This window comes from Streptomyces sp. NPDC104367 (assembly GCF_055583825.1).
The window spans coordinates 249532-263962 of sequence record NZ_JBVJND010000014.1; the positions used below are offsets into that span (position 1 = coordinate 249532).

A 14431-nucleotide genomic window follows, 5' to 3' on the forward strand; every position below is an offset into this window, starting at 1 on the left:
AGTCTGCACGGGCGGCCGCCTACTCCCAGCGGAACCAGCGGGCGGCACCGGCGGTCAGCAGGACCGTCCAGACCGCGAGGACGCCCAGGTGGTCCCAGCCGGGCCAGTGGCCGGCGGCGGCCCGGTCCAGGGCGCGGGCCGCCGCGCCGAACGGGGTCAGCTGCACCACGCGGGCCAGCGAGTGCGGCATCGACCGGACCGGGATCCACACGCCCGCGCAGAACATCATCGGGAAGAACACCGCCGACCCGACGGCGCCCGCGATCTTCGTGGTCCGGGACAGCGCCGAGACCACGGAGCCGAGGGCGAGCGCCACCGCGGCCGCCAGCAGCAGCGCCAGCAGGTAGCCGCCGGGCTGCCGGGGCAGCCGTACGGCGAAGGCGAGGCGTCCGACGGCGAGGACGAGCAGCGCCGAGGCCAGCGCGACCGTGCCCTGCACGGCCATCTGCGCGGACAGCAGGGCGGCGGGCCGTACCGGGGTGAGCCGCATCCGGCGCAGGACGCCCCGCTCCCGGTGCCCGGTCAGCGCCTGCGGCAGGGTCTGCACACCGGACATGATCAGGGCGACGAGCACGGCGACGGGCACGTAGACGTCCACCGGACGCAGCCCGCCCAGGGACGGGTCCGCCTTGCGGAAGGACGGGATCGAGCCGAGGATCACTAGGAGCAGGGTGGGGAACAGAAGGACCCAGAAGACGGCGCCGGGTTCACGTCCGAAGAGCCGGAACTCGGTCCGCAGCACGGCGGTGTTGATGCCGGTGTTCGTGCCGGGGCTCATGCCGGTGTTCATGCCGGTGTTCATGCCGGGGCCTCCTGGGTGAGGTCGAGGAACGCGTCGTCGAGGGTGGCGTCGGTGACGCGCAGCTGGTGGGCGGTGACCCGGTGGCGGGCGAGCAGGGTGATCACCGCGTTGACGGTCTCGTCGGTGCCGGACAGCGTGACGCGGCCGTCCTTGTGCGCGACGGACGCGAGCGCGGGGAGCGCGTTCAGGTCGCCGTCGTCGAGCGGCGCGGACGGGGTGAAGCTGATGACGGTCGCCCCCGCCGACCGGCGGATCAGCCCGGCCGGGGTGTCCAGGGCGGCCACCCGCCCCTTGTCGATCACCGCGATCCGGTCGCAGAGCCGCTGCGCCTCCTCCATGAAGTGGGTGACGAGCAGCACGGTCACCCCGCGGTCCCGGACGTCCTCGATCAGCTCCCAGGTGTCCCGCCGCGCCCGCGGGTCGAGCCCGGTGGTCAGCTCGTCGAGCACGACCACCCGCGGGTTCCCGATCAACGCCAGGGCGATGAACAGGCGTTGCCGCTGTCCGCCGGAGAGCCTGCCGAACCGGGTGGCGAGCCGGCCGGTGAGGGCGAGGCGTTCGGCGAGCGGCGCCCAGTCGAGCGGCTCCGGGTAGAAGGAGGCGTACAGCTCCAGCGCCTCGCGGACGGTGAGCCTGGGCTGGAGCTCGCTCTGCTGGAGCTGGGCGCCGAGGACCAGGGAGACCTCGGCGTGCTCGGTGACGGGGTCGAGCCCGGCGACCCTGACCCGCCCCGCGTCGGGCACCCGCAGCCCTTCCACGCACTCGACGGTGGTGGTCTTGCCGGCGCCGTTCGGGCCGAGGATCCCGAAGATCTCCCCCTCCTCGACGGCGAGACTCACCCCGTCCACGACGGCCCGGCCGCCGTAGGACTTGCGCAGGTCTGTCACTTCGATGACGGATGGCATACGACGAGGGTCCCGGCCGGGCCGCGGCCGCCGCATCGGCCGGACCGCTCGAACCGGCATCAGCCGATCGGCTGATACGGGCGGAGCCGACCGTACGACCCCTCGAACACGCTGGTCGTGGCACCGGCCGCCGTTTCCGGTCCGGCCAAAACTCGGTGGGCGATGTCAGTGCCGATCCGTAGGCTCGCCCCTGATGCCTGCGACACGTGCAACCACCGAGGAACGCTCCACCGTCCGTACCCTGCTGCGCCTGTGGCCGTTCGTACGGCCGGTACGGCTGCGGCTGTTCACCGCGGCGTCCGTGGCGATAGTCGCCTCCTGCACGGGGCTCGTCATCCCCCTCGTCCTGAAGTGGATGGTGGACGGCCCGGTCGCCGACCGCGACCCCGGCGGGGTCTGGCTCGGCGCGCTGTACCTGCTGCTGCTCGGGATCGCGGAGGCGCTGCTGTTCGGCCTGCGCCGCTGGCTGGTCGCCAGACCCCTCTCCCACGTCGAGGCGGAGATGCGGGCGGGTCTCTACGGGCATCTCCAGCGCCTGCCGGTCGCCTTCCACGACCGCTGGGCCTCCGGGCAGCTGCTCTCCCGGGCCACCACCGACCTGATGCTGCTGCGCATGTTCCTCGCCTTCCCGCTGACCTTCCTGCTGGTCAACGCGGTCACGATCCTGGTCGGCGTGGTGATCATGCTGGCCCAGGACTGGACCCTCGGCCTGGTCATCCTGGCGCCCGCGATCCCGGTGATGTGCACCTGTGTCGTCTTCGAGCGGCGGTACGCGGGCGTGGCCCGGCTCGCCCAGGACCAGGTCGGCGACCTGACCACGGTGGTCGAGGAGAGCGTGCTCGGCATCCGCATCATCAAGGGCTTCGGCCGCCACCGCAGCCAGGCCCGCGCCTTCCGCGACCTGGTCCGCACCCTGCGCGGCACGGAGCTCCGCAAGGCCCGCATGCTGGCCGCGATCTGGGCCGTCATCGTCACGCTGCCGGAACTGGCCATCGGGGCGGCCGTGTTCTGGGGCTCGGTGCAGGTCGCCGAGGGCGCGCTGAGCGCGGGGACGCTGGTGGCGTTCCTCTCCACGGCACTGGCCCTGCGCTGGCCGGTGGAGTCGATCGGCTTCCTGCTGGCGATGAGCCAGGAGGCGGCGACCGCGACCGAGCGGTACTTCGAGGCACGGGACGCCCTGCGGGAGGACGCGCGGCCGGGTCCGGCGGAGCGGGGGCGGCCCTCGGCCGACGACGGCGGCATCCGCTTCCACGCCGTCTCCTTCCGCTATCCGGACGCCTCGGCCGACTCGGCGCCCACCCTGGAGGAGATCACCCTCCATGTGCGTCCCGGCGAGTCCATGGCCCTGGTCGGTGCCACCGGCAGCGGGAAGACCACGCTCACCGCCCTCGTCCCCCGCCTGCACGAGACGACCTCCGGGCACATCACCCTCGACGGCAGGGACATCACCGCCATGCCCCGCGAGGAACTGCGCACCCTCGTGGCCGTGGCCTTCGAGGAACCCACCCTGTTCTCCGCCTCCGTCGGCGAGAACGTCCTGATGGGGGCCTCCGGGGCGGCCGGCGAGGAGGAGCTGGACCGCGCCCTCGCCGTCGCCCAGGCCGACTTCGCGCACGCCCTCCCCCAGGGCACCGCCACCCAGGTCGGCGAGCAGGGCCTCAGCCTCTCCGGCGGCCAGCGCCAGCGCCTCGCGCTCGCGCGGGCGGTCGTCGGCAGACCCCGCTTCCTCGTCCTGGACGACCCTCTGTCCGCCCTGGACGTGCACACGGAGGCCGCCGTGGAGGCGGCCCTGCGCGACGTGCTCGCCGACACCACGGCCCTGATCGTCGCCCACCGCCCCTCCACCGTGCTGCTCGCCGACCGGGTCGCCCTGCTCTCCGACGGCCGTATCACCGCCGTCGGCACCCACCACGAACTGCTGCGCACCAACGCCGAGTACGCCCGTCTGATGTCCGGGGAGGATCACCGCCGATGACCGCCGCCACCTCCCTGCCCGCTCCCGACGAGGACGCCGAACTCCCCGGTCCGAAGCCGACCGACGACTCCGGCGGCACCGGCGGCGACCCCTTCGACCAGGACGTCCTGCCCACCCCGCCCGGCGCCACCGCCGACCTGCTGCGGTCCCTGCTGGCGCCGATGCGGCCGCGGGTCGCCCTCACCACGCTGCTCCTGCTGCTCCAGCAGGCGGCCGTCCAGGCGGGCCCGCTGATCGTGGCGTACGCCATCGACCGGGCCGTACCGGCGTTCCGGCAGCACGACACCGGCCCGCTGATCGCGGTCGCGGCCGGCTACGGGCTGTGCGCGCTGCTCGCCGGCGGCCTCCAGTTCGCGTTCATCGAGGTGTCCGCGCGGGTGAACCAGGACGTGCTGCTCGACCTGCGCGGCCGTATCTTCCGGCACGCGCAGGCGCTCAGCGTCGACTTCCACGAGCGGTACACGTCCGGCCGGCTCATCTCCCGCTCCACCACGGACGTCGAGTCACTGCGCGAGCTCCTCAACGAGGGCCTCCAGGAGCTGGTGACGGTCATCCTCTCCTTCCTCTGCATCTCGGCGATGCTGCTCTGGCTGGACCTGGGCCTCGGCGCGGTCGCGGTGGCCTCGTTCGTGCCGCTGTACCTGCTGGTGCGGGTGTACCAGCGGCGGGCGGTACGGGTGTACAAGGCGCGGTCCACGGCGATCGCGGCGGTGATCGTGAAGTTCGTGGAGACGATGAACGGCATCCGCCCGGTGCGCGCGTTCCGCCGGGAGGCCGCCAACGACGCCGAGTTCGCCGTGCTGAACCGCCGGCACGAGCGCACCAACGGGGACGCGCTGCTGGAGATGGCGCGGTACGTGGTCGGTTCCCGGCTGGTCGCCAACGCCTCGGTCGCGGTGATCGTGCTGTGGGGCGCGTACCGGGTGGCGTCCGGCTCGCTGGAGCTGGGCGTCCTGGCGGCGGCCGTGCTCTACCTGCGCCGGCTGTACGACCCGATCGACCGTCTCGGCATGTTCCTGAACTCCTACCAGTCGGCGGCCGCCTCGCTGGAGAAGATCGCGGGCCTGCTCGCCCAGACCCCGTCCGTGCCCGAGCCCCGGGTCCCCACCGAGCTGCCCGCCCCGGCGTCCGAACTGCCCGGCCGCGAGGTCGTCTTCGACGGGGTCCGCTTCGCCTACCGCACCGGCGGCGAGGTCCTCCCCCGCTTCGACCTCGCCCTCCCGGCCGGGCAGACCGTCGCGGTCGTCGGCACCACGGGCGCCGGCAAGTCGACCCTCGCCAAGCTCCTGGCCCGTTTCTACGACCCGTCCGAGGGCCGCGTCCTGCTGGACGGCGTGGACCTGCGCGAGCTGGCCGTGCCCGAACTGCGGCGCGGGGTGGTCATGGTCACCCAGGAGGCGTTCCTGTTCTCCGGCACGGTCGCCGAGAACATCGCCATCGGCCGGCCGGACGCCACCCGGGCGGAGATCGAGCAGGCGGCCAAGGCGATCGGCGCGCACGAGTTCATCACCGGGCTGCCCGACGGGTACGACACGGACGTCCGCAAGCGCGGGGGGCGCATTTCGGCGGGCCAGCGCCAACTGGTCGCCTTCGCACGCGCCTTGCTCGCCGATCCCGCGGTGCTGATCCTCGACGAGGCGACCAGTTCGCTGGACGTCCCCGGCGAACGGGCGGTGCAGCGTGCCATGTCGACGGTGCTCAAGGGCCGTACGGCGGTGGTGATCGCGCACCGGCTGTCGACCGTGGAGATCGCCGACCGGGTCCTGGTGATGGAGCACGGCCGCATCGTCGAGGACGGCCGCCCGGCCGAACTGATCGCCGGTACGGGCCGGTTCGCCGATCTGCACCGAGCCTGGCGGGACAGCCTGGCCTAGACGGGAGACACGGCCAGGCACCGTAGCCTCCCCTGCCCTCCCCACCCTCTCCCGCCCCTCCGGCTCTCTCCCTCTCCCGGCCGTCCGGATACCGAACACGGACATCCGGTCAACGAACCGTTTCCGGCCAAGTTTATGACGCGGTCCTGACAGATCGCGTTTTCTGGTGCCACTCTTCCCACGGCCGGCTCACAGCAACCCCACAGGTTCGCCCCATCGCTGCCGCGAGTCCGGCCCCGCACACGCACATGGTTCCGCGTTTCGCCCCGTTCTGCCCGGACCGCCCACCCGCGGTCCGGATCTCCCCTGGCCGCGCGACCCGCGGCCACGCAGAAGGAGTCAGTGTTGAGAAGCAGTTCCTCTCGCGGACGCACCCCCCACCGCACAGCAGTCGTGGCCCTCACCGGCATCGCCGCCCTGATCGCCGCCGCCGTCCAGTCGGGCGCCGCCGGTGCCGCCCCGGCCACCCCGCGCGCCGGCCACCCGGACCCGGCCCACGCGGCCGTGCGGCTCTCCCCCTCGCAGCGCGCGGAACTGCTCCGCGACGCGACCTCGCAGCGGGCCGCCACCGCCCGGGCGATAGGCCTCGGCACCCGGGAGAAGCTGGTCGTCAAGGACGTCGTCAAGGATGCCGACGGCACCCTGCACACCCGCTACGAGCGCACCTACGCCGGCCTCCCGGTGCTCGGCGGCGACCTGATCGTGGACACCGCGAAGTCGGGCGCCACCGAGCGGGTCGTCAAGGCGAACCGCGCCACGCTCAAGGTCGCCGGCCTCACCCCGGCGGTGAGCACGGCGAGCGCCGAGAGGTCCGCGGTGGCCCGCGCCAAGGCCCTCGGCTCCACCAGGCCGGCCGCCGACGGCGCCCGCAAGGTGATCTGGGCCGGCTCCGGCACCCCCGTCCTCGCCTACGAGACGGTCGTCGGCGGCTTCCAGGACGACGGCACCCCCAACCAGCTGCACGTCGTCACCGACGCCACCACCGGCAAGAAGCTCTACGAGTACCAGGGCATCGACACCGCGACCGGCACCGGCAACACCCAGTACAGCGGGACGGTGTCGCTGACCACGACCCAGTCGGGTTCGACGTACAACCTGACCGACGGCGACCGCGGGGGCCACAGGACGTACAACCTGAACCACGGCACCTCGGGGACGGGCACGCTGTTCTCGCAGTCGAGCAACACCTGGGGCAACGGCACCACGTCGAACGCCGCCACCGCGGGCGCCGACGCGCACTACGGGGCCGCCGAGACCTGGGACTTCTACAAGAACACGTTCGGCCGCAGCGGCATCAAGAACAACGGCGTCGGCGCCTACTCCCGCGTCCACTACGGCAATGCGTACGTGAACGCGTTCTGGGACGACAGCTGCTTCTGCATGACCTACGGCGACGGCTCCGGCAACGCGGACCCGCTCACCGCCCTCGACGTGGCCGGCCACGAGATGAGCCACGGCGTCACCGCCAACACCGCGGGCCTCAACTACAGCGGCGAGTCCGGCGGCCTGAACGAGGCGACCTCCGACATCTTCGGCACCGGCGTGGAGTTCTACGCCGCCAACTCCTCCGACGTCGGCGACTACCTCATCGGCGAGAAGATCGACATCAACGGCAACGGGACGCCGCTGCGCTACATGGACAAGCCCAGCAAGGACGGCTCGTCCAAGGACAGCTGGTACTCGGGGATCGGCTCGGTCGACGTGCACTACTCGTCCGGGCCCGCCAACCACTTCTTCTACCTGCTGAGCGAGGGCAGCGGCGCCAAGACCATCAACGGCGTCAGCTACAACTCGCCCACCTCGGACGGGCTTTTGGTCACCGGCATCGGCCGGGACAAGGCGCTGCAGATCTGGTACCGGGCGCTCACCACCAAGTTCACCTCGACCACCAACTACGCGGCCGCCCGCACCGGCACCCTCGCGGCGGCGGGCGAGCTGTACGGCACCACGAGCGCCGAGTACAAGGCGGTGCAGGACGCCTGGGCGGCCGTCGCGGTCGGCGCGCGCTCCGGCGGGGGCGGTGGCGGGACCGGCACGTCGTACGAGAGCGGCACGGCCGTGTCGATCCCGGACAACGGGCCCGCCGTCACCTCGTCGATCACGGTCTCGGGGCGGACCGGGAACGCGCCGAGCAACCTCCAGGTGACGCCGAATATCAGCCACACGTGGCGTGGTGACCTGGTGGTCGACCTCGTCGGCCCGTCCGGGACGTCGTACCGCCTGAAGAGCTTCAGCTCGTCCGACTCCGCGGACAACGTGACCGACACCTACACGGTGAACGCCTCCTCGGAATCGGCCAATGGGACCTGGAAGCTCAAGGTCCAGGACCAGGCCGCACAGGACGTCGGCACGATCAACGGGTGGAAGCTGACCTTCCCGTAAACCGCAGGACACGGGGGCGCGCGACGGGCGCCGTCCAGGGGGCGACTCCCCCTGGACGGCGCCCTTTTTACATGCGCGCAACGTTCACCGGACACCTGCTTTTCAGCCAACATCACTTCAGGGTCCTGACATGTACGCGACCTTGATGTCACTCTTCCCTCACCCGTCGCACAGCACAGCAACTTCACATCCCCACAGCCGGGCCGGTAACCCCACTCAGCCCGGACTCCCCACATCATGAAGGAGCTTGAGTGAGCCCCCTCTACGCGCGTCACAAGCGCACCACGCTCGCCATCGCCACCGCTGTCGCCGCCGGTGCCCTGCTGACCACGGGTCTGACCTCGAACGCCGCCGCCGCCCCCAAGGCGCCGCTGGCCGGGGCCCCGACCCTGCTCTCCAACTCCGCCCGGGTCGCCCTCGTCCAGAAGGCGCAGGCGAACGTCGCCGAGACCGCGCAGGAGATAGGCCTGGGCGCCAAGGAGAAGCTGGTCGTCAAGGACGTCGTGAAGGACGTCGACGGCACGGTCCACACGCGCTACGAGCGCACCTACGCGGGCCTCCCGGTGCTCGGCGGCGACATCGTCGTGCACACCACCAAGGGCGGCACGACCGAGGGCGTCACCAAGGCGACCAAGGCCACCATCAAGGTCGCTTCCCTCAAGCCGCAGGTCACCGCCGCCAAGGCGGAGAAGTCGGCGCTGTCCGCCGCCAAGACCCTCGGCTCCACCAAGTCGGCCGCCGACGGCGCCCGCAAGGTGATCTGGGCCGGCTCCGGCACCCCCGTCCTCGCCTACGAGACGGTCGTCGGCGGCTTCCAGGACGACGGCACCCCCAACCAGCTGCACGTCGTCACCGACGCCGCCACCGGCAAGAAGCTCTACGAGTACCAGGGCATCGAGAACGCGACGGGCACCGGCAAGACGCTGTACTCCGGCACCGTGAGCCTCACCACCTCGCTGTCGGGCTCGACGTACTCGCTGACCGACGCCTCCCGCGGCAGCCACAAGACGTACAACCTGAAGCACACCACCAGCTCCGGCACCGGCACCCTGTTCACCAACACCACGAACACGTGGGGCACCGGCACGGCCTCCAGCTCCACGACCGACGAGACCGCGGCCGCGGACGCGGCCTACGGCGCGCAGGAGACCTGGGACTTCTACCTCAGCACCTTCGGCCGCAGCGGCATCAAGAACAACGGCGTCGGCGCCTACTCCCGCGTCCACTACGGCAGCTCGTACGTGAACGCGTTCTGGGACGACAGCTGCTTCTGCATGACGTACGGCGACGGCTCCAGCAACACCCACCCGCTGACCTCGCTGGACGTGGCCGGCCACGAGATGAGCCACGGCGTCACCGCCAACACCGCGGGCCTCAACTACAGCGGCGAGTCCGGCGGTCTCAACGAGGCGACCTCCGACATCTTCGGCACCGGCGTGGAGTTCTACGCCGCCAACTCCTCCGACGTCGGCGACTACCTCATCGGCGAGAAGATCGACATCAACGGCGACGGCACCCCGCTGCGCTACATGGACCAGCCCAGCAAGGACGGCGCCTCCGCCAACTACTGGTCCTCGTCGGTGAAGAACCTGGACGTGCACTACTCGTCCGGCGTCGCCAACCACTTCTTCTACCTGCTGAGCGAGGGCAGCGGCAGCAAGACCATCAACGGGGTGTCGTACAACTCCCCGACGTACAACAGCTCCACGCTCACCGGCATCGGCCGGGACAAGGCGCTGCAGATCTGGTACAAGGCGCTGACCGAGTACTTCACCTCCACCACCAACTACTCGGGCGCCCGCAGCGGCACCCTGTCGGCGGCCTCGGCGCTGTACGGCTCCAGCAGCACCGAGTACGCGGCGGTGAAGGCCGCGTGGACCGCGGTCAACGTCACCTCGTGACGCGCTAGCGCAGCGGTAGGACGGGCCCCCGGGGCGACCACACCCCGGGGGCCCGTCCTACCCTCTCTCCATGTCCTTCACGTACGAGGCGGTCGGCGCGACCCGCGAGAACCTCGCCGCCTGCCCGCCGGGCTTCCACCCCCTGCACGTGCGCACGCGCATAGGCGAGGGCCAGGCGGTCTTCCACCGGGCCGCCGAGACGGTCCTGACCTGGGAACTCCACCGCGCCCTGGGCGTGGGCATCGACACCGCCGCGGAGCGTGCCGCCCCCGGCGTGGACGTCACGGTCACCCTGGCCGGCCTGGTCAGGGCCCCCTGCCGGGTGGTCTGGACGGTCGAGGAGTCCCGCCGCGCGGGCTGGGCCTACGGCACCCTCGCCGGCCACCCCGAGTGCGGTGAGGAGGCCTTCCTGGTCACCCGCACCGGCGACGGCACCGTCTGGCTCACGGTCGCCGCGTTCAGCAAGGCCGCCAAGTGGTACGCCCGCGCGGCCGGCCCGGCCACCCGAGCCCTCCAACAGGCCTACGCCCACCGCTGCGGCACCCTCCTGCGCCGCTTGTGCGCGGACGTCTCGGAGGACTGAGCGTCAGACAGGCACCGAGTTCCGCCGCGGAGAATTCCTCTGCCGGATTGGAACGGTCGCGAAGTTGTCGTGGATCCGCTGCAGCGCGCGAGCACTCGCGGATGCGCTTGGCGTCGGCCCTCAGATCGCTCATGAAAGCTCCGCCCCGCGAATGTCACTTCGTGTACGTGCTGCTCGTGAACGTAAGGGCAGGCAATGACCCCGCCAAGGGCGGACGAAGGTCGTCCGCCGTTGGCGGGACGGGGCATCGGGGTCAGCGCATCAGCAGGCCCGCCCCCTCCGTCGCGTTTTCCGGAGGGGCCGTGAGGAGGCCGAGTTCGGTGGCGGAGGCCAGGAGGCGGTGGGTGGGCAGGACGCGGACCGTGTAGCCGTAGGGGCCGGTGCGGTCCAGGGCCAGGGGGCCCTCGTAGGTCCAGTGGCCCTCCAGGTCCGGGCCGGCCGTCGGCTTCAGCGGCACCGTCGTCGCGTCGGTGATGCGGTCCTCCGCGTCGACCCGGCCGGAGACCGCCTGGACCTCCACGTCGTCGGGGCCGAGTTCACCCAGCCGGACGCGCACGCGCAGCGCGAGGGTGCTGCCCAGCTCCGCGGTGGCCGGAGCGGCGGTGGTCGCGACATGGTCGACCGACACCCCGTGCCAGGCGGCCCGCACCCGACCCTTCCACGCGGCCAGGTCGCGCGCCGCGTCCCCGGTCATGGCGCGGTGCGCGTGCGCCGCGGGGGTGTAGAGCCGTTCGACGTACTCGCGGACCATGCGGCCCGCCAGCACCTTGGGGCCCAGCAGGGTCAGGGTCTGGCGGACCATCTCGATCCAGCGGTCGGGCAGCCCGGTCCGGCCGCGCTCGTAGAAGCGGGGGGTGACCCGCTGTTCGAGCAGGTCGTAGAGGGCGGCCGCCTCGATGTCGTCCCGGTGCTCCGGATCGGTGCCGGCGCCGTCCGCGGTCGGGATCGCCCAGCCGAAGTCCGGCTGGAACCACTCGTCCCACCAGCCGTCCAGGACGGACAGGTTGAGGCCGCCGTTCAGCGCCGCCTTCATCCCGCTGGTCCCGCACGCCTCCAGCGGGCGCAGCGGGTTGTTCAGCCAGATGTCACAGCCGGGCACGATCTTCTGGGCCATCGCCATGCCGTAGTCGGGCAGGAAGACGATCCGGTGCCGGACCCGCGGGTCGTCGGCGAACCGGACCAGCTCCTGCACCAGCCGCTTGCCGCCGTCGTCCGCCGGGTGCGCCTTGCCGGCCACCACGACCTGGACCGGGCGGTCGGGGTGCAGGAGGAGGTCCATCAGACGGTCGCGGTCGCGCAGCATGAGCGTGAGCCGCTTGTACGACGGGACGCGCCGGGCGAATCCGATGGTCAGGACGTCGGGGTCCAGGACGCCGTCGATCCAGCCCAGCTCGGCCGTCCCCGCGCCCCGCTGCCGCCAGGACGCCCGCAGCCGGTCGCGGACCTCCACCACCAGCTGCTCCCGCAGCCCGCGGCGCAGGTCCCAGATCTCCTGGTCGCCGACGGAGGCGACGGCGTCCCAGCGTTCCGGGCCGCCGACGGTCAGCGCCTCCTCGGTACGGCGGTCGCCGAGCTGCCGGGCGCCCAGCCGCACCACCTCCGGCGCCACCCAGGTCGGCGCGTGCACCCCGTTGGTCACCGAGGTGATCGGCACCTCCTCGGGGTCGAATCCCGGCCACAGTCCGGCGAACATCTCCCGGCTGACCGCGCCGTGCAGCAGCGAGACCCCGTTGGCGCGCTGGGCGAGCCGCAGCCCCATCACCGCCATGTTGAAGAGGTTGGGTTCGCCGCCCGGGTAGGTCTCCATGCCGAGCCGCAGGATGTGCTCGACGTCGATGCCCGGGAGTTCGGCGCCCGGCCCGAAGTGGTGGGCGACCAGCTCCCGGTCGAAGCGGTCGATGCCGGCCGGGACCGGGGTGTGGGTGGTGAACACGGTCCCGGCCCGCACCGCCTCCAGCGCCGCGCCGAAGTCGAGTCCGGCGGCGGCCAGTTCGGCGATCCGCTCCAGGCCGAGGAACCCGGCGTGCCCCTCGTTGGTGTGGAAGACCTCCGGCTCCGGGTGGCCGGTCAGCCGGCAGTACGTCCGCACGGCGCGCACACCCCCTATGCCGAGCAGCATCTCCTGGAGCAGCCGGTGCTCGCTGCCGCCGCCGTAGAGCCGGTCGGTGACCCCGCGTTCGCCGAGGTCGTTCTCCTCCACGTCCGAGTCCAGCATCAGCAGCGGCACCCTGCCGACCTGGGCGTGCCAGACGCGGGCCCGCAGCAGCCGGCCGCCGGGCAGCGCGAGGGAGACGTGCGCCGGGGTGCCGTCGGCCTCCCTGAGCGGCGCCACCGGGAGTTCGTTGGGGTCCAGGACGGGATAGTGCTCCTGCTGCCAGCCGTCCCGGGACAGGGTCTGCCGGAAGTAGCCGTGCCGGTACAGCAGGCCGACCCCGATCAGCGGGACGCCGAGGTCGCTCGCCGACTTGAGGTGGTCGCCGGCCAGTATGCCGAGGCCGCCGGAGTACTGCGGCAGCGCGGCCGTGATGCCGAACTCGGGCGAGAAGTAGGCGACGGCGGCAGGGAGTTCGGCGGACCGCTGCCCGGACTGGTACCAGCGGTCGCCGCTCACGTAGTCGTTCAGGTCGTCGGCGGCCGCGGTCAGACGGCGCAGGAAGCGGCGGTCGCCGGCCAGCTCCGCGAGCCGCGCCGGGGGCACGCTGCCGAGCAGCCGCACCGGGTCGCCCTCGCAGGCGGCCCAGCGCTCGGGGTCGACGGTCCGAAAGAGGTCACGGGTCTCGGTGTGCCAGGACCAGCGCAGGTTGCGCGCCAGGTCGCTGAGGGGACGTAGGGGCTCGGGGAGGACGGGACGGACGGTGAACCGACGGATCGCCTTCACATTCCACTCCACGCGTTCGCGGTGAGAGCCGTACGGCGGTGTGCGGCTCGGCGTCCCTCAGACGGTACCGGCGAAAGGGGCGGCTTCGGGCCGGGACATGGCTCGGACCGGTCTTCGGCGCGTCACGCCTTCTTGTCGCGTCCCACGCCGCACGAGAAGCTGCCCGTCTCACTCCAGGAGGGGGAGGGTGAGATCGAGACATACTTACGACCGTATGACGACCGTATACCGGCGGTCGCGTGTCCTGAACAAGGCCGGTCTTGTGCGTAGACGGACGGCTGAGTAGTTAACAAAGTGCCGGATTGCCCACCCGAATAGGGTGGGAAGGCTCCTCCGGTACACCCCACGAACGCACCACTGGTCCGCCCTCGGACACCTCCGCAGTACCGACCTCCCCACCATCATCCGCCCACCACCACGTTGACGCGGACAGGAGCGGTCATGCCCGCCACGCACCACCTTTCGCCAGCACCCCCGTCACCGAGCGAGTCGCCCGGCACAGCGCCCCCCGCCGACGCGGCCACCGCCGTCGGCCGCATACCCGTCCTCGACGTCCGTCCCCTGGTGCAGCAGGGGCGCCGGCCCGCGAAAGCGGTCACCGGGGAGTCGTTCGAGGTCAGTGCCACCGTCTTCCGCGAGGGCCACGACGCCGTCGCCGCCAACGTCGTACTGAGGGATCCGAAGGGCCGTCAGGGTCCCTGGTCCCCGATGCGGGAACTCGCGCCCGGCACGGACCGCTGGGGCGCCACCGTCACCGTCGACGGGAAACCGGGCCGCTGGACCTACCAGGTCGAGGCGTGGGGAGATCCGGTCGCCACCTGGCGCCACCACGCCCGGATCAAGATCCCGGCGGGCATCGACACCGAACTCGTCCTGACGGAGGGCGCACATCTGTACGAACGCGCCGCCGCCGGAGTGCCGAAGCGCGGGAAGCGGGAGATCCTGCTGGACGCCGCCGCGGCCCTGCGCGACGAGGAGCGGCCCGCCCCCTGGCGGCTCGCCGCCGCCCTCACCCCCGCCGTGGACCGGGTACTGGCCCGGTATCCGCTGCGGGAGCTGGTGACCGCCTCCGAGCCGCTGCCGCTGCTCGTGGAGCGCGAGCGGGCGCTGTTCGGTTCCTGGTACGAGTTC

Annotated in this window: 9 protein-coding genes; 6 read left to right on the forward strand and 3 right to left on the reverse strand. The window is 71.9% G+C overall.

Annotation, left to right across the window (positions count from 1 at the left end; genetic code table 11):
* Window positions 1-19: 19 nt before the first annotated feature.
* Entirely contained in the window at window positions 20-802 is a 783-nt protein-coding gene (locus ACZ619_RS22780) for an ABC transporter permease (RefSeq protein ID WP_469601714.1), read from the reverse strand.
* Window positions 799-1707 carry an ABC transporter ATP-binding protein gene (locus ACZ619_RS22785; RefSeq protein ID WP_469601717.1) on the reverse strand — a complete coding sequence of 303 codons (909 nt, stop codon included), beginning with the start codon at window positions 1705-1707 and terminating at the stop codon, window positions 799-801. Before ACZ619_RS22785 ends, ACZ619_RS22780 begins: the two co-directional genes overlap by 4 nt.
* Window positions 1708-1900: 193 nt before the next feature.
* Between ACZ619_RS22785 and ACZ619_RS22790 the strand changes: the two genes are divergently transcribed.
* The 5 genes from ACZ619_RS22790 (at window position 1901) to ACZ619_RS22810 (ending at window position 10422) form a co-directional block, all read left to right on the forward strand.
* Complete coding sequence (locus ACZ619_RS22790) at window positions 1901-3682, forward strand: ABC transporter ATP-binding protein (protein ID WP_469601719.1); 1782 nt, start codon at window positions 1901-1903, stop codon at window positions 3680-3682.
* Window positions 3679-5556 carry an ABC transporter ATP-binding protein gene (locus tag ACZ619_RS22795; RefSeq protein ID WP_469601721.1) on the forward strand — a complete coding sequence of 626 codons (1878 nt, stop codon included), beginning with the start codon at window positions 3679-3681 and terminating at the stop codon, window positions 5554-5556. The genes ACZ619_RS22790 and ACZ619_RS22795 overlap by 4 nt, the downstream gene beginning before the upstream one ends.
* A gap of 345 nt (window positions 5557-5901) precedes the next feature.
* Window positions 5902-7938, forward strand: coding sequence for a M4 family metallopeptidase (locus ACZ619_RS22800; protein ID WP_469601724.1), 2037 nt, complete (start codon window positions 5902-5904; stop codon window positions 7936-7938).
* Between the two features lie 251 nt (window positions 7939-8189).
* Complete coding sequence (locus ACZ619_RS22805) at window positions 8190-9839, forward strand: M4 family metallopeptidase (RefSeq protein ID WP_469601727.1); 1650 nt, start codon at window positions 8190-8192, stop codon at window positions 9837-9839.
* Window positions 9840-9909: 70 nt separating this feature from the next.
* Window positions 9910-10422: a DUF1990 domain-containing protein gene (locus ACZ619_RS22810; RefSeq protein ID WP_469601730.1), complete on the forward strand. Its 513-nt coding sequence runs from the start codon at window positions 9910-9912 to the stop codon at window positions 10420-10422.
* 253 nt (window positions 10423-10675) lie between these two features.
* Here the strand turns inward: ACZ619_RS22810 and ACZ619_RS22815 are convergent, their stop codons facing one another.
* Window positions 10676-13300: a glycosyltransferase family 1 protein gene (locus tag ACZ619_RS22815; protein WP_469601733.1), complete on the reverse strand. Its 2625-nt coding sequence runs from the start codon at window positions 13298-13300 to the stop codon at window positions 10676-10678.
* 441 nt (window positions 13301-13741) lie between these two features.
* On the opposite strand from ACZ619_RS22815, the gene ACZ619_RS22820 reads away from it, so the two are divergent.
* Window positions 13742-14431 (forward strand): maltotransferase domain-containing protein (locus ACZ619_RS22820; protein WP_469601735.1); only part of this gene is annotated, 690 nt, incomplete at its 3' end.

What these genes read in the sequence shown, in the direction of transcription:
- ACZ619_RS22785 (WP_469601717.1), bottom strand. Translation starts at nt 1,707, where the DNA reads ATGCCATCCGTCATCGAAGTGACAGACCTGCGCAAGTCCTACGGCGGC.
- ACZ619_RS22795 (WP_469601721.1), top strand. Translation starts at nt 3,679, where the DNA reads ATGACCGCCGCCACCTCCCTGCCCGCTCCCGACGAGGACGCCGAACTC.
- ACZ619_RS22790 (WP_469601719.1), top strand. Translation starts at nt 1,901, where the DNA reads ATGCCTGCGACACGTGCAACCACCGAGGAACGCTCCACCGTCCGTACC.
- ACZ619_RS22780 (WP_469601714.1), bottom strand. Translation starts at nt 802, where the DNA reads ATGAACACCGGCATGAACACCGGCATGAGCCCCGGCACGAACACCGGC.
- ACZ619_RS22810 (WP_469601730.1), top strand. Translation starts at nt 9,910, where the DNA reads ATGTCCTTCACGTACGAGGCGGTCGGCGCGACCCGCGAGAACCTCGCC.